This is a genomic window from Actinokineospora auranticolor (assembly GCF_002934265.1).
GTDB lineage: Bacteria > Actinomycetota > Actinomycetes > Mycobacteriales > Pseudonocardiaceae > Actinokineospora > Actinokineospora auranticolor.
Genome location: NZ_PTIX01000002.1, coordinates 43,831 through 63,250, shown reverse-complemented (window position 1 = coordinate 63,250; position 19,420 = coordinate 43,831). Strand labels below are relative to the sequence as shown.

23 protein-coding genes are annotated in these 19,420 nt (G+C 71.3%); 14 read left to right on the top strand and 9 right to left on the bottom strand.

All coding sequences use genetic code 11. The features are described from left to right. Positions 1 to 5 precede the first annotated feature (5 nt). The gene (locus CLV40_RS03640; RefSeq protein WP_104476945.1) at positions 6 to 2,561 is read left to right on the top strand and encodes a hypothetical protein; all 2,556 of its coding nucleotides are present in this window, start codon (positions 6 to 8) and stop codon (positions 2,559 to 2,561) included. On the opposite strand, the gene CLV40_RS03635 is transcribed toward CLV40_RS03640, so the two are convergent. Both CLV40_RS03635 and CLV40_RS03630 read right to left on the bottom strand, forming a co-directional pair. Next, entirely contained in the window at positions 2,558 to 3,097 is a 540-nt protein-coding gene (locus tag CLV40_RS03635; RefSeq protein ID WP_104476943.1) for an LOG family protein, read from the bottom strand. The genes CLV40_RS03640 and CLV40_RS03635 overlap by 4 nt on opposite strands. Then, entirely contained in the window at positions 3,094 to 3,873 is a 780-nt protein-coding gene (locus CLV40_RS03630; protein ID WP_104476941.1) for an LOG family protein, read from the bottom strand. The genes CLV40_RS03635 and CLV40_RS03630 overlap by 4 nt, the downstream gene beginning before the upstream one ends. Before the next feature lie 60 nt (positions 3,874 to 3,933). Between CLV40_RS03630 and CLV40_RS03625 the strand changes: the two genes are divergently transcribed. After that, positions 3,934 to 4,398 (top strand): hypothetical protein, encoded by a 465-nt coding sequence (locus CLV40_RS03625; RefSeq protein ID WP_104476939.1) that lies wholly within the window; start codon positions 3,934 to 3,936, stop codon positions 4,396 to 4,398. Here the strand turns inward: CLV40_RS03625 and dapE are convergent. Then, entirely contained in the window at positions 4,395 to 5,459 is a 1,065-nt protein-coding gene (gene dapE, locus CLV40_RS03620; RefSeq protein ID WP_245931031.1) for a succinyl-diaminopimelate desuccinylase, read from the bottom strand. The two genes, CLV40_RS03625 and dapE, sit on opposite strands and share 4 nt — an antisense overlap. 44 nt (positions 5,460 to 5,503) lie before the next feature. Here dapE and dapD point away from each other — a divergent pair, with 44 nt between their 5' ends. From dapD to CLV40_RS03605, 3 genes are all read left to right on the top strand, one after another. Next, entirely contained in the window at positions 5,504 to 6,484 is a 981-nt protein-coding gene (gene dapD, locus CLV40_RS03615; protein WP_104477749.1) for a 2,3,4,5-tetrahydropyridine-2,6-dicarboxylate N-succinyltransferase, read from the top strand. 78 nt (positions 6,485 to 6,562) lie between these two features. Beyond that, positions 6,563 to 7,435, top strand: coding sequence for a CHAD domain-containing protein (locus CLV40_RS03610; protein ID WP_181043308.1), 873 nt, complete (start codon positions 6,563 to 6,565; stop codon positions 7,433 to 7,435). A 293-nt stretch (positions 7,436 to 7,728) separates the two neighbouring features. Beyond that, positions 7,729 to 8,565: a LysR family transcriptional regulator gene (locus CLV40_RS03605; protein WP_104476933.1), complete on the top strand. Its 837-nt coding sequence runs from the start codon at positions 7,729 to 7,731 to the stop codon at positions 8,563 to 8,565. A gap of 52 nt (positions 8,566 to 8,617) precedes the next feature. Here CLV40_RS03605 and CLV40_RS03600 read toward each other — a convergent pair whose 3' ends face one another. Beyond that, positions 8,618 to 8,914 (bottom strand): hypothetical protein, encoded by a 297-nt coding sequence (locus CLV40_RS03600; protein WP_104476931.1) that lies wholly within the window; start codon positions 8,912 to 8,914, stop codon positions 8,618 to 8,620. Between the two features lie 204 nt (positions 8,915 to 9,118). Further along, positions 9,119 to 9,790 carry a lysophospholipid acyltransferase family protein gene (locus CLV40_RS03595; RefSeq protein WP_104476929.1) on the bottom strand — a complete coding sequence of 224 codons (672 nt, stop codon included), beginning with the start codon at positions 9,788 to 9,790 and terminating at the stop codon, positions 9,119 to 9,121. A 149-nt stretch (positions 9,791 to 9,939) separates the two neighbouring features. On the opposite strand from CLV40_RS03595, the gene folP reads away from it, so the two are divergent. Together folP and CLV40_RS03585 are read left to right on the top strand one after the other, a co-directional pair. After that, entirely contained in the window at positions 9,940 to 10,755 is an 816-nt protein-coding gene (folP, locus tag CLV40_RS03590) for a dihydropteroate synthase (RefSeq protein ID WP_425428224.1), read from the top strand. Continuing rightward, positions 10,752 to 11,654: a glucosyl-3-phosphoglycerate synthase gene (locus tag CLV40_RS03585; protein ID WP_104476926.1), complete on the top strand. Its 903-nt coding sequence runs from the start codon at positions 10,752 to 10,754 to the stop codon at positions 11,652 to 11,654. Before folP ends, CLV40_RS03585 begins: the two co-directional genes overlap by 4 nt. Before the next feature lie 386 nt (positions 11,655 to 12,040). Here the strand turns inward: CLV40_RS03585 and CLV40_RS03580 are convergent, their stop codons facing one another. Beyond that, positions 12,041 to 12,517: a GNAT family N-acetyltransferase gene (locus tag CLV40_RS03580; RefSeq protein ID WP_104476924.1), complete on the bottom strand. Its 477-nt coding sequence runs from the start codon at positions 12,515 to 12,517 to the stop codon at positions 12,041 to 12,043. A gap of 94 nt (positions 12,518 to 12,611) precedes the next feature. On the opposite strand from CLV40_RS03580, the gene CLV40_RS03575 reads away from it, so the two are divergent. From CLV40_RS03575 to CLV40_RS03565, 3 genes are read left to right on the top strand one after another with little or no spacing between them, the layout of a single operon-like run. Next, on the top strand, positions 12,612 to 12,923 hold the full coding sequence (locus CLV40_RS03575; RefSeq protein WP_104476922.1) for a DivIVA domain-containing protein: 312 nt from the start codon (positions 12,612 to 12,614) through the stop codon (positions 12,921 to 12,923). Beyond that, positions 12,920 to 13,363 (top strand): SRPBCC family protein, encoded by a 444-nt coding sequence (locus CLV40_RS03570; RefSeq protein ID WP_104476921.1) that lies wholly within the window; start codon positions 12,920 to 12,922, stop codon positions 13,361 to 13,363. The genes CLV40_RS03575 and CLV40_RS03570 overlap by 4 nt, the downstream gene beginning before the upstream one ends. Then, entirely contained in the window at positions 13,360 to 13,908 is a 549-nt protein-coding gene (locus CLV40_RS03565) for a DNA-3-methyladenine glycosylase I (RefSeq protein ID WP_104476919.1), read from the top strand. Before CLV40_RS03570 ends, CLV40_RS03565 begins: the two co-directional genes overlap by 4 nt. A gap of 396 nt (positions 13,909 to 14,304) precedes the next feature. Here CLV40_RS03565 and CLV40_RS03560 read toward each other — a convergent pair whose 3' ends face one another. Together CLV40_RS03560 and CLV40_RS03555 are read right to left on the bottom strand one after the other, a co-directional pair. After that, positions 14,305 to 15,093, bottom strand: coding sequence for an enoyl-CoA hydratase-related protein (locus CLV40_RS03560; protein ID WP_104476916.1), 789 nt, complete (start codon positions 15,091 to 15,093; stop codon positions 14,305 to 14,307). 19 nt (positions 15,094 to 15,112) lie between these two features. Beyond that, on the bottom strand, positions 15,113 to 15,913 hold the full coding sequence (locus CLV40_RS03555) for a PaaX family transcriptional regulator (protein WP_104476914.1): 801 nt from the start codon (positions 15,911 to 15,913) through the stop codon (positions 15,113 to 15,115). 190 nt (positions 15,914 to 16,103) lie between these two features. Between CLV40_RS03555 and CLV40_RS03550 the strand changes: the two genes are divergently transcribed. The 4 genes from CLV40_RS03550 to CLV40_RS03535 all read left to right on the top strand — a co-directional run bounded on the left by CLV40_RS03550 (position 16,104) and on the right by CLV40_RS03535 (position 18,924). Next, the gene (locus CLV40_RS03550) at positions 16,104 to 16,271 is read left to right on the top strand and encodes a DUF3117 domain-containing protein (RefSeq protein ID WP_018684035.1); all 168 of its coding nucleotides are present in this window, start codon (positions 16,104 to 16,106) and stop codon (positions 16,269 to 16,271) included. 40 nt (positions 16,272 to 16,311) lie between these two features. Next, the gene (locus CLV40_RS03545; RefSeq protein WP_104476912.1) at positions 16,312 to 17,817 is read left to right on the top strand and encodes a leucyl aminopeptidase; all 1,506 of its coding nucleotides are present in this window, start codon (positions 16,312 to 16,314) and stop codon (positions 17,815 to 17,817) included. After that, positions 17,795 to 18,511 carry a nucleotidyltransferase domain-containing protein gene (locus tag CLV40_RS03540; protein ID WP_104476910.1) on the top strand — a complete coding sequence of 239 codons (717 nt, stop codon included), beginning with the start codon at positions 17,795 to 17,797 and terminating at the stop codon, positions 18,509 to 18,511. The genes CLV40_RS03545 and CLV40_RS03540 overlap by 23 nt, the downstream gene beginning before the upstream one ends. Before the next feature lie 218 nt (positions 18,512 to 18,729). Then, entirely contained in the window at positions 18,730 to 18,924 is a 195-nt protein-coding gene (locus CLV40_RS03535; RefSeq protein ID WP_146107917.1) for a hypothetical protein, read from the top strand. Here CLV40_RS03535 and CLV40_RS03530 read toward each other — a convergent pair. Beyond that, a complete protein-coding gene (locus tag CLV40_RS03530; protein WP_181043307.1) occupies positions 18,914 to 19,342 on the bottom strand; it encodes a GtrA family protein in 429 nt (142 codons plus the stop codon). The two genes, CLV40_RS03535 and CLV40_RS03530, sit on opposite strands and share 11 nt — an antisense overlap. Between the last annotated feature and the right edge of the window lie 78 nt (positions 19,343 to 19,420).

Sequence of the window (19,420 nt, the reverse complement as noted above, 5' to 3'; positions counted from 1 at the left end):
GGTTCATGGAAGCACTGCCCCGCTTCGGTGACGTCTCGGCTCGTGCCCTGGCCTTGCGCGTCAACCCGGCGGTGCCCCTGCCGCTCGACGCCTCAACCGAGTTGGACCCGGACCTGCCGCTGTTCGTGCCGCGCGGGGTCTGGCCAGACCTCGGGCGGTGGGTGCGGCGGGCAGCGGAGACCGGCGGGTTCCTGCTGCTGACGGGTGATTCGTCCGTCGGCAAGTCCCGGCTCCTCTACGAACTCGGCCGCGCCGAACTGGCCGACTTCGACGTCTTGGTCCCGGATCTCGGCGACGGCGACCGGGTGAACAACACCACCCCGTCCGCGAAACTCGTCGTCTGGCTCGACGAACTCCAGCGTTTCCTCGACGGCCCGTACCTGACTCCCGGCTCCACCCCGATCACCCCCGCCGCCATCCGTCGCCTGCTGGACGCCCCTACCCCGGTCGTCATCCTGGCCGCCGCCTGGCCCAACTACCTGGATGAGCTGCGCGCCAAGGAAAACGGCCTGGCTCGACACCCCGCCGCGTACGACGTCCTCGACGATCGGCGGCTCCACGAGGTCCCACTGCACACCTTCACCACCGCCGAACGCGCCGAGGCCGTCCGCCTGGCACCCCGGGATCCCCGGCTCGTGGACGCGGTGGCGGACAAGGACTTCAACGTCACCGAACTCCTCGCGGGCGCCCGCGACCTGATGACCCGCTACGGCCGCGCCAACGACGAACAACGCGCGATCATCCACGCCGCCGCCGACGCCCGGCGACTAGGCATCCAAAGTCCCCTGACCAAGGAACTCCTGGTCGCCGCCGCCCGCGGCTACCTGTCCACAGTGCACCCGGACGATTCGTGGTTCGACCCAGCGCTCGCCGAGTTGACGACCTCGAACCGGGGAGCCTCCCCGCTGCTCCCGATCCCCGACCTCGAACGCCGCGACATCGTCGGCTACACGGTCGCCGACTACCTGCTCTCCCGCCTGCTCGACCACCGCCGCAGCGAGACGGTTCCGGCCCCGACCTGGCGAGCCTTCACCGACCTCGCCGACGACGAGTCCGATGTGCGGCGACTCGCGGACGGCGCGCAGGTCCGCGCGCAGTACCGGTGCGCGGAAGCGCTCTTCCGGCGCCTGGCCGACCACTGGGACATCGATTGGGCCCGGTACGGCATCGCCACACTGCTGTTGCGGGAAGGTCGGACCAAGGAGTTGGCGTCGTGGGCCGCTGCCGGGGACCCGGAAGCGGCGGACGTCTGGGTGGCGCACCTGCTCGCCGAGGGGCGGGAACCCGAAGCCGAAAGCGTTCTCCGGCAAGCGATGCGGTTCAACGCCGACCGGTTCTGGAGAAGCCTCGTGGACCTCCTCGACGAAGGGGGACGTCCGGCCGAGGTGATCGACGTCATGCGGATCGCAGCCGCCACTTCGGATGGCTTTCACCTGCACGGGGTCGAGCGCAGGTTGGCCGACCAGCTGGCGGCCGGCGGTGATGTGGACGGTGCGCTGGAGCTGCTCCGACCGCACGTGGACGACTCCACGAGTCGGGAGCGGCTGGTGGACATCCTGGAGACGAACCTGCGTTGGGACGAGCTGGCCGCGCTCGCCGACAGCGGCGACGTCATCGCGCAACACGCGCTCGCCAGGAGCCTGAAGGAACGCGGAGACGAGAAGACCCTGCGCTCCAGGGCAGGTAGCGGCGATACCGTCGCCGCGGAGGAACTCGCCAGGCTCCTGCTGGCGCGCGGTGCGATTGATGAAGCGATATCCGCCCTGCCCGATTCCGATGCGTACGCGGCCGACCGGTTCGCCCACGTGCTCATCGAGCTCGGCCACGCGGATGTCGCCGTCGCGCTGTTGCGCCCGTATGCCGCTGAAGTCGGGATTGCGGCCAGAACCCTCGCGGGTGTCCTGAGGGAGAAGGGCGAGCACGCCCAAGCCGCCGCGGTCATACGGCCGCACGTGGGCACGACAGCGCTCGCCGAGCTCTGCCTGGACGACGCGCTGGCCGAACTCGGCGATCTCGGTGAACTCCAGGAGCGGTCGGCCGCGGGCGACGAGTCCGCCCAGCGCAAACTCGTCTCGCTGCTGGTCGACCGCGAGCTGATCCCCCAGCTCCGAGAGTTGGCCGAGGAGAACACCTACGCGGTCGTCGCGTTGGCCTGGGATCTAGTCCGGGCCGACGAAGTCGACGAGGCACTGGCGGTTCTTCGCCCGTACTTCGAGACCAGTCGCCGGTGCAGGCGAACGCTGATCGAACTGCTCCGCACGAACCGCAGGATCGACGAACTCGCCGACTACGCCGAGGACAGCGCCTCAGCCGCTTTCGCGGTGGCCTGGCTGGATCCGGAGCGAGCGGTGCGGGTGCTCACCCCGCACGCCCGTCGCGGCGACTCCGAGGCGAGTCGGCGTCTGGTCCAGGTGCTGGCCGACCGCGCGGACATCGCGGCACTGTGGGCGGAACTGCACGCGGGCAACACTTACGCCCTCCAGCACCTGGTCGACCTCATCCCCGAAGGCGACCGCCTCCGCAAGTTCGGCCTGAACCCCGATGGCACCCTCGCCGGCTAGACCGCGCAGGCGTCCAGCGCCTCCTCAACCGTCCGCGTCACCACCAACGCGCCCAGACCCACATCCGACACGAACCCCCGGGAATGCAGTTCCCTGACCCAGTCGAGCATGCCTGCGTAGTGGTCGTCCGGGTCCAGCAGCACCACCGGCTTCGAGTGCATGCCCAGGTACCGCGACGTCCAGACCTCGAACAGCTCCTCCGCCGTGCCCAGCCCGCCGGGCATGGCCAGGAAAGCGTTTGCGCGTTCGTCCATCTCGCGTTTCCGCTCGCGCATGGTGTCCACGACGATCAGCTCGTCCGCGTCCGGGTCGGCCTGTTCCAGCCCCATCAGCCCGCGCGGGATTACGCCCACAGTGGACACTCCGCCCCGTCGGGCCGAACGGGACACCGCGCCCATCATCGACGCCGCCGAGCCGCCCCAGACCAGGGACCAGCCGCGCGCGGCCAAGCCCGCGCCGACCTCGTCGGCCAAGTCCACGTACGAGCGCGGAACCGTGTTGTGCGAGGCGCAGTAGACCGCTACCGCGAAGCTCAATGCGCGTCACCCCAAGCCTGGTAGGCCTTCTCCACCACACCCACCGCGTCGGACACGTCGTCGGTGAGGTGCAGCAGTGCCATGTCCTTCTCGCCGATCTTGCCGCCGCCCAGGACCGAGGAGCGCAGCCAGTCGTAGAGGCCGCCCCAGTACTCGGTGCCGAACAGCACGACCGGGAACTTCGTGACCTTCTTGGTCTGCACCAGCGTGAGCGCCTCGAACAGCTCGTCGAGGGTGCCGAAGCCGCCGGGGAGGCAGATGAAGGCCTGCGAGTACTTGATGAACATCGTCTTGCGGGTGAAGAAGTAGCGGAAGTTCACGCCGAGGTCGACCCACGGGTTGAGGCCCTGCTCGAACGGCAGCTCGATGCCCAGCCCGATGGACAGCCCGCCCGCCTCGGACGCGCCCCGGTTGACCGCCTCCATCGCGCCCGGGCCGCCGCCGGTGATCGACGCGAACCCGGCGTCGGCCAGCGCCGCGCCGATGTCGCGGCCCAGCTGGTACTCGGGGTCCTCGCGCTTGGTGCGCGCCGAGCCGAACACCGTGACCGCGCGCGGCACCTCGGCGAGGGCGCCGAAGCCCTCCACGAACTCGGCCTGGATGCGCAGCACCCGCCACGGGTCGGTGTGGACCCAGTCGCTCGGGCCGCGCGAGTCGAGCAGGCGCTGGTCGGTCGTGGTCGCCTCGTCGCTGCGCCCGCGCCGCAAGGTCACGGGGCCGCGCTGCCGCTCCCGGGGGTGCTCCTCGGATTCGGCGGTTTCGGGATTGTTGGTCACAACGCGAGTTTAGGGTGAGCGAGGTCTCCCCGTCGGAGGAGAACGGAACCGGGAGGCGCCATGTCCGACACGGACGGCACAGGGGGCGAACTGGACAAGCTGCGCGCCCGGGTCCGCGATCTCGAGCAGTGGCAACGGACCTCGGCCGCCCGGTTCGCCGACGCGCTCGGTGCCGCCGCCCTCGCCGGGGCGATCGTCGCCCTCACCTGTTCGACCTGGTACACCGAAACTTCAGTCCCCGGAGGCAGGCCCTTCACCCTCTGGGGCATGGTTCTCGACTTCGGCGCGCCCGCGCTGCTGGTGATCGCGCTCATCACGGCCCTCGCGCTGGGCGCGTTCTTCGGCACGACGACCGCGGGCGGCCCGTCGATCACGATGACCGTCCTGGCCGTCGGGATCATCCCGGCCGTGCTCTGGCTGAACGCCGAACTGCCCGACGACCAGAACCTGACCACGGCGGCCTGGCTCACGCTCGTGGCCGCCCTGGGCACAGGTGCCCTGAACGCAGCCCGCACGAGGCACTAGCCGACCAGGCGGCGCAGCACATCGACGCAGCGGTGGATGTCGGCGATCGGGACGTTCTCCTGCTGCGTGTGGCACAGCAGCGGGTCGCCCGGGCCGAAGTTGACCGCCGGGATGCCCAACGCGGCGAACCGGGCGACATCGGTCCACCCCAGCTTGGCGACCGGCTCACCACCCGCCGCCGCGACGAGCTCCTGGGCCGCCGGAGCCGACAGACCCGGCAACGCGCCCGCCGAGAAGTCGACCACCTCGAACTCGTGACCGGCGAAGACCTCGCGCAGGTGGGCCTCGGCCTGCGCCACCGACCGGTCCGGCGCGAACCGGAAGTTGATCCGCAACAGGGCCGCGTCCGGCACGACGTTGCCCGCGACACCGCCCTCGATGTGCACGGCCTGCATGCCCTCGCGGTAGACGCAGCCGTCGATGTCGACGGTGCGCGGCTGGTAGGCGGCGAGCGTCTCCAGCGCGGGGGAGAGGGCGTGGATGGCGTTGACGCCCATCCAGCCGCGCGCCGTGTGCGCGCGGACGCCGGACTTGCGCAACTCGATGCGCATCGTGCCCTGGCAGCCCGCCTCGACCACGGCGTTCGACGGCTCGCACACGATCGCGAGGTCGCCGTCCATCCACTCCCGCAGGTCGCGCTCGACCCGGCCGAGCCCGTTGCGGACGGCCTCGACCTCCTCGCAGTCGTAGAACAGGAAGGTCAGGTCGTGCCTCGGGTCCGGCACGGCGGCGGCCAGGTGCAGCATGACCGCGTCGCCGCCCTTCATGTCGACCGTGCCCAGGCCGTGCAGGTGCGTCTCGGTGCGGCGGACGGGCAGGTTGTCGTTGACCGGCACGGTGTCGATGTGCCCGGCGAACACGACCCGCGAGGGGCGGCCCAGGTTGGTGCGGGCCAGCACGGCGTTGCCGGAGCGGACGACCTCCAGGTGCGGGGCCTGGGTCCGCAGCGCGCGCTGCACGGCGTCGGCCAGCGTGGCCTCGTCGCCGGACACGCTGGGCACGTCCACCAGGGCGGCGGTGAGGTCGACGGGGTCGGCGGTGAGATCCAGCTCAACGGTCACGGCCCCACACGCTACCCGGTGGACCATTGGCTACCGTGTTGCCCGTGAGCAGCGCAGAAGCAACGCAGACCAAGGGGGCCCACGCGGTCGGCCTCGCCACCGTGACCACCGACGGCACCGTCCTCGACACCTGGTACCCGCAGCCGAGGCTCGGCGCCGCGGGCGAGGCGGGCACCGTGCGGCTGTCGGCCGAGGAGGCCACGGCGGAACTGGGCGACGGCATCGCCGACCTGCTCGGCCCGGACTCGCTGCGCGGCGTCGAGGTGGTCGCGGTGCGCACCACGATCGACGACCTCGAGCGCCCGCCCGCCGACACCCACGACGTCTACCTGCGCCTGCACCTGCTCTCCGCGCGCCTGGTGCGCCCGCACGGGCAGAACCTCGACGGCGTCTTCGGCCTGCTCGCCAACGTCGTGTGGACCAACCACGGCCCGTGCCCGGTCGAGGGCTTCGAGGCGACCCGGCTGCGGCTGCGCGCCCGCGGCCAGGTGACCGTCTACGGCGTCGACAAGTTCCCGCGCATGGTCGACTACGTGGTGCCGACCGGCGTGCGCATCGCCGAGGCCGACCGGGTCCGGCTGGGCGCGCACCTGGCCACCGGCACCACGGTCATGCACGAGGGCTTCGTGAACTTCAACGCGGGCACCCTCGGCGCGTCCATGGTGGAGGGTCGGATCTCCGCGGGCGTCGCGGTCGGCGACGGCTCCGACGTCGGCGGCGGCGCGTCGATCATGGGGACGCTGTCCGGTGGCGGCAAGGAGGTCATCAGCATCGGCGAGCGGTGCCTGCTGGGCGCCAACGCAGGCATCGGCATCTCGCTCGGCGACGACTGCGTGGTCGAGGCGGGCCTCTACGTGACCGCGGGCACGAAGCTGACCCTGTCCGACGGCCGGTTGGTGAAGGCGCGGGAGCTGTCCGGGGAGTCCGGCCTGCTGTTCCGCCGCAACTCGACCACCGGCGTCGTCGAGGTCGTTTCGCGCGACGGTCGGGGCATCGAGCTGAACGCCGCGCTGCACTCGAACTAGCTCCCACCGGGCTCCCACCGGGCGGGACCGTTCGCTGGGTGAACACTGGTTGAACAGGCGATCACTAGGATGACCGTCGTGACCGACCTCGGCGGCCAGATCCGCACCCGACTCGGCGAGCAACTGGCCGAGCTGACCACCCGCACCGACGGCGCGCGCAAGGGCACCGACCCGGAGCACGTCCACCAGATGCGGGTGGCGGTCCGCCGCGCGCGGGCGGCGCTGAAGGCGGGGATGCCCCTGCCGGAGCTGGACGCCGAACTCAAGTGGCTCGGCTCGTCCCTCGGCGCCGTCCGCGACCTGGACGTGCAACTGGACAACCTGCGCGCCCAGGCCGTCGGCTTCGACGCCGACGAACTGCGCGCCGTCGAGACCCTCCTGCACAGCCTCGTCACCGAACGCGGCGCGGCCCGCCGGAAGATGCTGAACGCGTTGCGCGGCAAGCGCTACACCCGCCTGCTGAAGTCCCTGGCCGAGGCGTCGAAGTCCGGGAAAGTGGTGGAGACCCCGGAGGAGGAGGAACCCCCACCCCTGATTTCGGTGATCCGCAAACCCCACCGCAAACTGATGCGCGCCGCAGAGGCCCTGGGCGAAGACCCCCCGGACGACGACCTGCACGAACTCCGCATCCACGGCAAGCGCCTCCGCTACGCGGCCGAAATGGCCGAACCGGCCGCCCGCAAGAAGATCCGCGCACTGGTCAAGGCGACCAAGGACTTCCAGGACATCCTCGGTGACCACCAGGACGCGGTGATCGCGGAGGAAACCATCCGCCGCCTCCTGTCGGACTTGGGCGATGGCGTCCCGGTGGATGTCGTCTTCGTGGCAGGCCGACTGGTCGAACGGGAGCGCGCCAAGAAGTCCACCTGCCGCGCCCACTGGCGCTCCGCCCTGGCCGATGTCGACACCCTCGCCCTGACCGTCCTGGGCACCGACTCCCCAGCCGAGTGAACTTCGGCCGCTCCTGGCCGCTTTTCGCGCATTTTTCCAGGTCGGCGTTATCCACATGCCCCAGACCTGTCCACAGATCCGTCGCCTCCCGCCGACAGCCCTGCTCCCCAACTAGAGTGGAGCAGGGCTGTCCCCCCAGGGAAGGGTGGGGGCTGTGCTTGGGCGGGGCGGGGTTTGAAAAGGAAAGGCAGCGGGTCGGCCTGAGGTGTTCGGGTGGCTGCTGGTGAACTCGTTTCCTTTGCTCGCACCGGTCAACAGCGCGACCGTCTGTGCACGCTGGATACGATGCTGCGGTGGAGACGCGGGAGTTGCGGTACTTCGTCGCCGTCGCGGAGGAACTGCACTTCGGGCGGGCGGCGCAGCGGCTCACCATGGCGCAACCGCCGTTGTCGCGGGCGATCCAGCAACTCGAACGGCGGCTCGGTGTGGTCCTGTTGCACCGCACCGCCCGCGCGGTCGCCCTGACCGAGGCCGGGTCGGTGCTCCTGTGGGAGGCCCGGGCCGCGCTCGACGCGGTTGAGGCCGCCGAGCGCCGCACCCGCCGCGCGGCTGCCGAAAAGCCCGGTGTGGTGCTGGCGACGAAAGCCGGGGCTTCCCGCGAACTGCTGTCGAAGCTGCTGGACGCCTACGCCGCGGAGCCCGGCGCGGTGGCTGTCGAGGTGGTGCTGTGCGGGCCCGGCGAGCAGGAAAGGCTGCTGCGCGACGGGCGTGCCGACGTCGCCCTGCTCCAGCGGCCCTTCGACACGACGGCCGGGCTCGACACCGAGGACCTGTGCACCGAACGGCAGGTCGTGGTCCTGCCAGCGGGGCATCCCTTGGCTGGTCGACCTCACCTGTCGATAGCCGAGGTCGCCACCCTGACAGACCTGCCCCTGCCGCGTTGGCCTCGACGTGACGGGAGCTATCCGGACGGACCCGGCCCGCAGGTGCGCGACCACACCCAACTGTTCCAGCTGATCGCACTCGGCCGGGCTTGCGCGATCGTTCCCGAGTCCCTCAAAGCCCACCTGCGTGACCACGCGACGGTGCCGGTGCCGGACGCACCGGCCGTCACGACCGTTATCGCCTGGCCACCGCACAGCCGGTCCAAAGCCGTCGCCGACCTCGTCCGCACCGCGACACGTCTCTAGTCAACGGTCGGGTAATCGGTGCCAGCGATAACCGGTTGAGCTTTCGCCGGTATTAGCAGGGGCGCGAATAGGCCGGGTCCGCCGTCACCCAGACGGTGGCGCCGGTGCCCAGGTTGATGCGGAATCGGTAGCTGCCCTCGATGCCCGATTCCTGGAATGTGTCACCCGCGTGGTAGGCGCCCACATTCGCGCCGCCCGACGGCGCGTTCCACAGGGTCAGGGACTGGGCGAGCACGTAGCGGCACGACAAGACGTGGACATCCGCCGAGGCGGGCGCTTCCGCCACCAGCGCCAGGCTTCCGGAGAGTGCCGCGATCGCCAGCGCGGAGGTCACGGCGCGAAACTTCACGATAGGCATTGTTTAACTCTTCCCCTTGTTGGTTTGAGTTTCCCGTAGCCCGTACGACGTTAGGCAAGGCGTGTGCGACTCGCACTCCGCTGAAAGGGTGGTCGTGGCTGTTCGTGGAGTTAACCCGGATGAAACAGGACAGAGTGACCCAAATGGGCAACCACTGGATTCTAGTGATTTCCCTAAATAAATCGAGCGAGAAAGTCAGGCGGCTTCGCCGGGGCGCTTGTGGTACGAGTCGACGTATTCCTGGCCGCTCAGCTCCAGGATCGCGTACATGATCTCGTCCGTCACCGCCCGGCGGATGGGGAGCGAGTTGGCCAGCCCGTCGTACCGGCTGAAGTCCAGGGGGTCACCGAAGCGGATCGTGATGCGGTGGGGCTTGGGGAACTTCGCCCCCGCCGGCTGCACCTTGTCCGTCCCGATCACCGCCACCGGCACCACCAGCGCGTTGTGCTCCAACGCCAGCTGCGCCACACCCGTCCGCCCCCGGTGCAGCTTCCCGTCCAGCGACCGCGTGCCCTCCGGGTGGATGGCGAACGCGTCGCCGTCCTCCAGGACCTTGCCCGCCACGTCCAACGACGCCAGCGCCGCGCGGCTGTTGTCCCGGTCGACGGGAATCGCCCCCGTCGCCCGGAAGAAGGTCCGCACCAGCGCCTTGCGCGGGGAGCCGCCCGCGAAGTACTCGGCCTTGGCCAGGAACGCGACCTTGCGGGACACCATCATCGGCACGACGAAGCTGTCGATCACCGCCAGGTGGTTGATCGCCAGGATGACCGGTCCGGTGGCGGGCACCCGCTCGGCGCCCTCGACCTTGGGGCGCAGGTAGAGCCTGGCCAGGAACGAGAGCACGGCGCGCAGCGTGCGGTACAACATCGAGGAGGCCTCCTAGGTCCTCACCACTGTAGCCACGGCGCTACCCGGCTACCGCGCGGCAGAGACGCCGCTCACGCATGGCACCATCGGGACCCGTGACCACACTCAGGTTCGGTGTACGCGACGTGCCGCAGGACCGGGCGCTGGTGATGGCGATCGTCAACCGGACCAGGGACTCCTTCTACGACCGCGGCACCACCTTCGACGAGGCGCCCGCGCTGGCCGCCGTCGACCGGGCGGTGGCCGAGGGCGCCGACATCGTCGACATCGGCGGGGTGCGGGCCGGGTCGCACGGCGAGACCGTGGACGCCGCCGAGGAGGCGCGGCGGGTGGTGCCGTTCGTCGCCGCCGTCCGCGAGCGCCACCCCCACCTGGTGATCAGCGTCGACACCTGGCGGCACGAGGTCGGGCGCGCGGTGTGCGCCGAGGGCGCCGACCTGATCAACGACACGTGGGCGGGCGCCGACCCGCGGCTGGCCGAGGTGGCCGCCGAGTTCGGCGTCGGCATCGTCTGCTCGCACACCGGCGGCGCCGCGCCGCGCACCGACCCGCACCGGGTCCGCTACACCGACGTCGTCGGCCAGGTCGTCGCCGAGCTGGTCGCCCGCGCCGAGCGGATGGTCGAGCTGGGCGTGCCGCGCGAGGGCGTGCTGATCGACCCGACGCACGACTTCGGCAAGAACACCTGGCACGGCCTGGAACTGCTGCGCAGGCTCGACGAGCTGGTCGCGACCGGTTGGCCGGTGCTGATCGCGCTGTCCAACAAGGACTTCGTCGGCGAGACCCTGGACGCCGGGCTCGACGGCCGGGTCGACGGGACGCTCGCCGCGACGGCGGTCTCGGCGTGGGCGGGGGCGAAGGTGTTCCGCGCGCACGAGGTCGGCCGCACCCGGCAGGTGGTGGACATGGTGGCGAGCATCGCGGGCACCCGCCCGCCCGCGCGGGTGCTGCGGGCGCTGGTGTGACCGCGCTGGACCGCAGCACCTGGCAGAGTCCGGAGTGGACGGTCTCGCAACTGGTGCTGGCCAAGGGCACCCGCCGGGTGAGCGTGGTGCTGCCCGCCCTCGACGAGGAGCGCACGGTCGGCGCGGTCGTCGCCTCGGTCCGGCCGCTGGTGGGGACGCTGGTCGACGAGCTGGTGGTGGTCGACTCCGGGTCCACCGACCGCACCGTCGACCTGGCCGCCGCCGCGGGCGCCCGGGTCGTGCACCGCGACGACGTGCTGCCCGACATCCCGCCGCGCCCCGGCAAGGGCGAGGTCCTCTGGCGTTCACTCGCCGCGACCACCGGCGACCTGGTCGTGTTCCTCGACTCCGACCTGGTGGACCCCGACCCGACCTTCGTGCCGTCACTGCTCGGACCACTGCTGACCGTGAGCGGCGTGCACCTGGTCAAGGGCTTCTACCGCCGCCCGCTGCGCCTGGAGTCCGAGGAGATCGGCACCGGCGGCGGCCGGGTCACCGAACTGCTGGCCCGCCCGGTCATCTCGGCGCTGCGCCCCGAACTCTCCGGCGTCATCCAACCCCTGGGCGGTGAGTACGCGGGCACCCGCGAGTTCCTCACGTCGGTGCCCTTCGCCCCCGGCTACGGGGTGGAGATCGGCCTGCTCCTCGACGCCCACTCCCGCTACGGCCTGGCCGGGTTGGCGCAGGTCAACCTGGGTGTGCGCAAGCACCGCAACCGCTCGCTGCTGCAACTGGGCGTGATGGCGAGGCAGATCCTCGGCACCGCCCTGGACCGCTGCGGCATCCCCACCCCGCCGGGCGAACTGACCCAGTTCATCCAGGTGGGCGGCGAGTGGCTGCCGGACCGCACCGAGATCCTGACCGAGGACCGTCCCCCGATGTCGGTGGTCCAGCGCTGATCCCGCTCCTGACCGCGCTCTTTGAGCTTGCCTGCTGGGTCGCCATCCACATGCGCCCGAGTTGTCCACAGGACGGCGTCAACCGCTTCAAACCGCAGGTCAGACCTCGATAGAATTGAAATTAGGGGTTCCCCTATTGCGGAGGACCCCTCGCGGGCGCTGCGACAGGGGCGAGCCTGCCCGGCAGCCCGGCAGCCCGGCAGCCCGGCAGCCCGACGGTGAGGCAGTGCAGCGGTGCGGTGGTCCGGCAGCGCGACGGTCCGGCAGTCCGGCAGTCCGGCAGCCCGGCAGCGCGGTGGTGCGGCAGTGCAGCGGTCCGGCTGTGCGCGGACGCGGGGCGGGCGTGTCCCTCGACGCCGGGACGCGCGTTGGCGCGGGAACGCGGTCTAGAGCACCTTCGTCAGCTCGTACTCAGTCAGCGACGGGTCGTTCGGGTACGCCATCTCCGCACCCGTCTTGGCGAACCCCAGCCGCACGTAGAACGCCATGGCCCTCTCGTTGTTCTCCACGACCCACGCGTTGATCCGGGACGCGCCGTCCGCCCGCGCCCACTCGATCAGCGCCGTGATGAGCGTGGTCGACAGGTCCGTGCCCCGGTGGTCCGGGTGGGTCCACACCGAGATCAGGTCCGCCACGTCGCCCGGGATGCCCGCCGCGAGCCCCACCGGTCGGCCGTCGGGGTCGTAGGCCAGGAAGACCGCGTGCTTGTCCGGCCAGTCCTGCCAGTGCGCGTCTGGTCGGTCGACCTCGCGGGCCAGGTTCGAGGCGAACGCGTACGGCGCCTCGGTGAGCGCCGCCAGCCGGACATCGCGCAGGTCGGCCCAGTCTTCGCGAGCGGCCCGTCGGACCGTGGTTGCGCCCATGCCGGTGAATTCTGGTCAACCCGCCGCCACCGGCAACCGTTTTTCCCCACCGCGGGCGGTGCGCCGACCGGGTGGGGCATGACACCATCTGCCGGTGACCACCGTGCTCATCTACCTCGTCGTCATGGTGCTCGTGGCGGCCGTGGTGTTCCTGCTGGCGTCGCTGGTGTTCGGCCGGGGCGAGGACCTGCCCGCCCTGCCGCCCGGCGCGTCGCCGACCCGGCTCCCGTCGGCGGACGTCACCGGTGACGACGTGCGGAAGGTCCGCTTCCAGCTGGTGCTGCGCGGCTACCGGATGACCGAGGTCGACTGGGTGCTGCGCCAGGTCGGCGGCGAACTCGACCGGCTGCGCGCCCGGGTCGCCGAGCTGGAGGGCGAGCGGACCCCGGTGGACGAACCGCGGTGATCCACGTCGTGGAGCAGGTCGACGTGGCCGCCGCAGCCGCGGTGACCTGGGCGGCGGTGACCGACTGGGCGAGCCAGGGCGAGTGGATGCTCGGCACGTCGGTGCGGGTGACGGGCGGCGACGGCCAGGCCGTCGGCTCGACCCTCGCCGCGTTCACCGGTGTCGGACCCCTGGGGTTCACTGACCACATGCAGATCACCGCGTGGGAGCCGCCGCACCGCTGCGTGGTGCGGCACACCGGCCGGGTTGTGCGCGGCACGGGCGTGTTCGAGGTCGTCGACCGGGGCGCCGCCGCGTCCACCTTCGTCTGGCGCGAAACCCTGCGTCCGCCGCTGGGCAGGCTCGGTGACCTCGGCTGGCTGGTGCTCGGCCCGGCGTTCCGGCTCGGCCTGCGCGAGTCGTTGCGCCGCCTCGCCGCGCGCGCGGAGGCCCTCGCGTGACCGACCGCCCCCGCTGCGCCTGGGGCGACAGCACCCCCGAGTACATCCGCTACCACGACGAGGAGTGGGGCGTTCCGCTGCACGGGCAGAACGAACTGTTCGAACGCGTCAGCCTCGAGGCGTTCCAGTCCGGACTGTCCTGGATCACCATCCTCCGCAAGCGCGAGTCGTTCCGGTCGGCGTTCGCGGGCTTCATCCCCGAGAAGATCGCGTTGTTCGACGACCAAGACGTCGAACGCCTGATGGCCGACGCGGGCATCGTCCGCAACCGCGCCAAGATCAACGCCACCATCCGCAACGCCCGCGCGGTGGCCGAACTGGACCGCCCGCTGGACGAACTCCTGTGGACGTTCGCCCCCGCCGACCCCACCCCCCGCCCGCGGACGATGGCCGACGTCCCCGCCGTGACCCCCGAGTCCAAGGCCATGGCCAAAGAACTCAAACGCCGCGGCTTCGCCTTCGTCGGCCCCACGACCTGCTACGCCCTGATGCAGGCCACGGGCATGGTCGACGACCACATCGCCACCTGCTGGCGCGCCGCCTGACCCGAGCGCGCGCCGCCCTCGCCGCACTGGCCACGGCACACCCCCGCCGCGCCCCTGGGGGTGCGGTTCGCGTGTCCACGGGGCACAAGACGCGCTGGCCCGCTCGGCCGCTTCCAGCACCTCCGGCCTAGGTGGATGCCGCGCGGGCTGGTCTGGTCACACCTCCGGCCCCCGGTGTCCATTCTACCGGCGGGCACCGACGGTTCCCGGCGAAGATGATCAAGCCTGTGGATAACCCGGTCCTGGTCGACCTATCCACATACCAGCACACTGTCCACAGGTTCCTCGAACCGCTTCCGAAGCCCTGAACTGCGGCGATAGGGTCGAATCAAGGGCCTGCCCCCGGGCGGGTGGGGTCCGTTCGCCGGGCGGCCGGGGGTGATCTTGAATAGCGGGTCAGCGGCCCGTGAAGTTCGGGGTGCGCTTGGCGACGAAGGCCTCCACGCCCTCCCGGTGGTCCGCCGACGCGCCCGCCTCGCCCTGCGTCCGCCCCTCGACGGCCAAACCATCCGCCAAGGGGCCGCCCGCGCTCGCGAGCAGGGCTTCCTTGATCTTGGCGTACGCCGTCGTCGGTCCCGCCGCCATCCGGGTCGCCAGCGCGAGGGCCGCGGGGAGGACTTCCGCCGCCGGGACGACCTGGTTGACCATCCCGATCCGCAGCGCCTCCGCCGCGTCGACCGGCTTGCCCAGCAGCATCATCTCCATCGCCCGCCCGTACCCGATCAGCCTCGGCAGGGTCCAGGACGCACCCGAGTCGGCCGTCAGGCCCACGCCCGCGAAGGCCATCAGGAACCGGGCCGAGTCGGCGGCGACGCGGAGGTCGCATGCGTACGCGAAGGACGCGCCCGCGCCCGCCGCCATGCCGTTGACCGCGGCGATGACCGGCTTCGGCAGGGTTGTGATGGCCGTCACGATCGGGTTGTAGTGCTCCTCGACGGTCCGCAGCGGGGCCGGGTCGTCGGCGCGCAGCAGGGCGATGTGCTCCTTGAGGTCCTGGCCCGCGCAGAACGCCTTGCCCGCGCCGGTGAGCACCACGGCCCGCACACCCTCGTCCGCCGCGGCCTCGACCAGGGCCGTGAGCAGGGCTTCCTTGAGCTCCACGGTCAAGGAGTTGAACGCGTCCGGGCGGTTGAGGGTCAGCGTGCGCACCCCGTCGCCGTCGGACACCGCCAGTACCTGCGCCACGCGTTCCTCCTCAACCGGGTCAAGCCGTCGACTTGTGCTTACCACCTCGGTTGAGGCAGTCGTCGAGGAACTCGCCGACGGCCGGGGCCAGGCGGGCGGTTTGCTCGTCGAAGAACCGGGCCGCGCGGTCGCCCGGCCAGGCCGCGGGCAGCAGCTCGGGGGGCAGGCCCGGGTCGTGGAACAGGAAGCCGCGCCAGGCGTGCAGCAGGCGCTGGGCCGCGGCGAACGACTCGGCGGGGTCGCGGTCGTCCACAGCGGACAGCAGCGGCGCCCAGGTGTCGACGAACTCCCGGTACTGCTCACCCAAACCGGTGAGATCCCACGCCCGCGCCGCCAGGTCCGCGTCGGCGCCGTCGTGCGGGCCGTGGAAGGTCCGCGCGGCCACCTCCTCGGCCGCCAACACCTCCGCCAGCTCGGCCGACGGGCGCGGCGCCACCCAGGTCGCCGGGCCGAGCGGGCCGTAGCCGAGCAGCCGCAACGACGACGCCAGCCGGTCGCGCGTACCCCGGCTGGGTAGTTCCTCCAGCACCACGACGTGCCACCGGTGATCCCAAGTGGACCGCGCGGTGCGGTAGATGCGGGCCGCCGCCTCGTCCAGCCTGCGCTCGGCGCGGGCGGTCAGCGCGTACCCGGGACCCTCGGCCAGCCGCACCGGGGCCAACCAGCCCTGCCGGACCATTCTGGACACCGCGGTCCGGATCGCCGGTGCGCCGAAGCCCAGCGGCTCCAGCAGCTTCACCAGGGCGGCGATGCTGGCCGAGCCGCCCCGTCCACGCAGGTGGCCACCGAAGACGTCGAAGAGGGCGGAACGGGCGCGCACGACCGGTCAGTCTGTCAGGCCCCCGGGTCCCGGCGCCACCCGCCGACGGGGCGGGCGCCCGCATCGCGGCCGGTCACCGACACGCGATGATCGGTTCCGATTTCACCGCCGGGAGCCGGATAGGGGAGAATGTCCCAGACCCGGTCGGTTCGCCGCCCGGGTGGGCAGGCTATGACGGAGGGAGCACGCTATGGCGGCCATGAAGCCCCGGACCGGTGACGGTCCCCTCGAGGTGACCAAGGAGGGCCGGGGCATCGTGATGCGCGTCCCGCTGGAGGGTGGTGGGCGGCTGGTGGTCGAGATGACACCGGAGGAGGCCAGCAACCTCGGCGACGCGCTCAAGTCCGCCGCGGGCTGAGCAGGCCCGCCCAGAAGAACCACGCCGCTCGGAGGAACACTTGTCCACGCCGGTGCCGACCCTGCCGACGACGCTGCCCGACGTGGACGTGCCCGCCAGGGCCCGCGCGGGCGCGGCGTCCATCGTGCTGACCCGCACGTCGGACGGCGCCGGACCGGCGCTCATCGGTCCCGGCGGCGACGACCTCACTCCCGACTGGGTCGACGCCGTCGGGCTCACCGGCAAGGCGGGCGAGGTGCTACCCGGCCCGCTCGGCTCGGCCACCGCCTGGGTCGTCGGCATCGGCGCGGGCAAGCCCGAGCACTGGCGCACCGCGGGCGCGGCACTCGCTCGCGCGATCGACGCCGGTCTGGCCGCCGACCCGGAGGCGTCCGCGACCGCGGCCGTCCACCTGCCCGACGACACCACCGCCGACGAAGCCGCCCTGCTCGCCCGCGGCCTGCGGCTGGGCGGCTACCGCTACCGGGTGACCGAGGAGGAGCCCGAGCCGCGCCTGCGCTCCGCCGCGCTCGTGGTGTCCGATAAGGACCGTCGCGACCGGATCGCGGCGGCGGTGCGCCGGTCGAGCACCCTGGACCTGGCCACGGCGTTCGCCCGCGACCTGGCCAACACCCCGTCCAACGTCAAGGACCCGGCCTGGCTGGCCCGCACGGCGGCCAAGGCGGCCGGGCGGATCGCGGGCCTGGACACCCACGTCCGCGACGAGCGGTGGCTGGCCGACCACGGGTTCGGCGGCCTGCTCGCGGTCGGCGGCGGCTCCTCCCGACCCCCGCGGCTGCTGCACCTGTCGTGGTCACCGCCGGACGCCGAGGGACCGCACATCGCCCTCGTCGGCAAGGGCATCACCTTCGACACCGGCGGCATCTCGATCAAGCCCAACGAGGGCATGCACCTCATGCGCACCGACATGGCCGGTGGGGCCGCGGTTATCGCCGCCACCCTGGCCATCGCGCGGTTGGCGCTACCGGTCCGCGTGACGGCGTTGGTGCCGTGCGCGGAGAACCACGTGTCCGGCTCCGCCTACCGCCCGGGCGACATCGTGCGCCACTACGGCGGTAGAACAACCGAGGTCCTCAACACCGACGCGGAAGGCCGCATGGTCCTCGCGGACGGTCTGGTCTACGCGCGTGACCTGGGCGCGGACATCCTGGTGGACGCGGCGACGCTGACCGGCGCCATGAAGGTCTCGCTCGGCGTCCGCATCGGCGGCCTCTTCGCCAACGACGACGAGGTGGCGTCCCGGTTGGCCGACGCGGGCGCCTCCGTCGGCGAGTCCTGGTGGCGGATGCCGCTGCTGGACCAGTACGCGGCCGAGGTGGCCAGCGACATCGCGGACGTGCGGCAGTGCCCGCCCGGCCCGGGAGCGATCACGGCCGCGCTGTTCCTGCGGGAGTTCGTCGGCGACCTGCCGTGGGCCCACCTGGACATCGCAGGCCCGGCCCGCGCCGACCGCACGTACGACGACGTCGTACCAGGGGCCTCAGGCTTCGCCGCCCGCACCTTGGTCGAATACGTTGCCTCTTATGTGGCTGGACCCCGTAGTTGACCGTTTGGCAGACCTGCCGGGCGTAGTGGCGGTATCCCTGGGCGGCTCCCGCGCGAGGGGCACCCACGGGCCGGACAGCGACTGGGATCTGGGCGTCTACTACCGCTCCGGTTTCGACCCGGCCCACCTCCGCGCGGTCGGCTGGGAGGGAGAGGTCTCCGACCTCGGCGCCTGGGGCGGCGGCGTGTTCAACGGCGGTGCCTGGCTGCGGATCGACGGCGTGCCCGTGGACGTCCACTACCGGGACCTGGCGGTGGTGGAGCACGAGGTGGCGGAGGCGTCGCGGGGGAGGTTCCACTGGGAGCCCCTGATGTTCCACCTGGCGGGTATCCCCAGCTACCTGGTCGTGGCCGAACTGGCGCTCAACCGGCCGCTGCGCGGCACCCTCCCGCGGATCGACTACCCGGAGCCCCTCCGCGAGTCCGCACCGCCCTTCTGGCGCGGTAGAGCCCGGGCGACCCTGGACTACGCCCGCCGAGGGGGCGTCACCGAGGCGGCGGGTGCCCTGGCCGTCGCCGCCATGTGTACCGCCCACGCGATTCTCGCGTCCCGGGGCGAGTGGGTGACGAACGAGAAGAAATTGCTTGCGCGAGCGGGTTTGCAAGACGTGGATGCACTGATCGAAGGTCTTCGACATGACACCGTGGGCGATTCTCTCGAAGCTGGCAATTCGCTGTTCGACCGGCTGGCGTGACCGGTCCGGCAAATGGTCAGCTCAGGCCGCTGCGGCTGCTGAATTCATCGGGTTCAAGCTGATTTCGCGATCGGGTGACGGTGTGGGGTCGTGTCACCCTGACAGGGGGTAGCCCTTTCGCGTGCGCTCCGGTGGTCGTAGGCTTCGGCTGGTCACGCGACCAACGGCGCGTCGTGTTGCTGCGCTGAAATCGACGAAAAAGTCAGAGGATATCCTTGTTGCTGCATTTCGACAGTCTTGCTGTTTTGGTGGTGGGGGCCGTAGTTATCGCCGTTCTGGTGCTCATCGGATTCACCGTGCACCGACTCGCCAATAGCGACACGAAACGAATCCCCGGGACTATCATCGCGATAGTTGCCGTGCTGAGCGCTGTTCCGCCGATCGTTTTCGCTTTCCAGGGGTTCAGCCCGTGAGTTCGCCCTGCCGCAGGACCACGGCGTGGTCGGCGTCCTCGTCGGTGGCGAAGACGCGGTCCAGGAAGGCGTACTTGGCCACGAACACCGGCAGGCCGCTGAGCACGTACGTCACGTTCAGGACCAGGGTGCGGGCCGCGCGGTCGGCCAGCAGCGGCGCCACCAGCCAATCCGCCAGCGTCGTCAGCAGCACCGACACCAGGCCGCCCAGCACCGTCACCACGATGTAGCCCACGACCTGCCTGGTCAGCCTCGGCAGCCCCCGCTGCCCCCACGCCCACCAGCGGATCATCACGAAGTGCGGGACCGCCCCCACCGCGAACGCCACCGCGCTCGCCGCGGTCGCGCCCATCCCACCCCAGCCGTACAGGGCGAAGAGCACCAACTGGCTGATGCCGGTCGCCACCAACGACGCCACCGAGTAGCGCGTGAAGCGAATCCGAACACCGTTACGCCGAGGCACATCCCCACCGTATGCGCTGGTCGCTGACCGTTC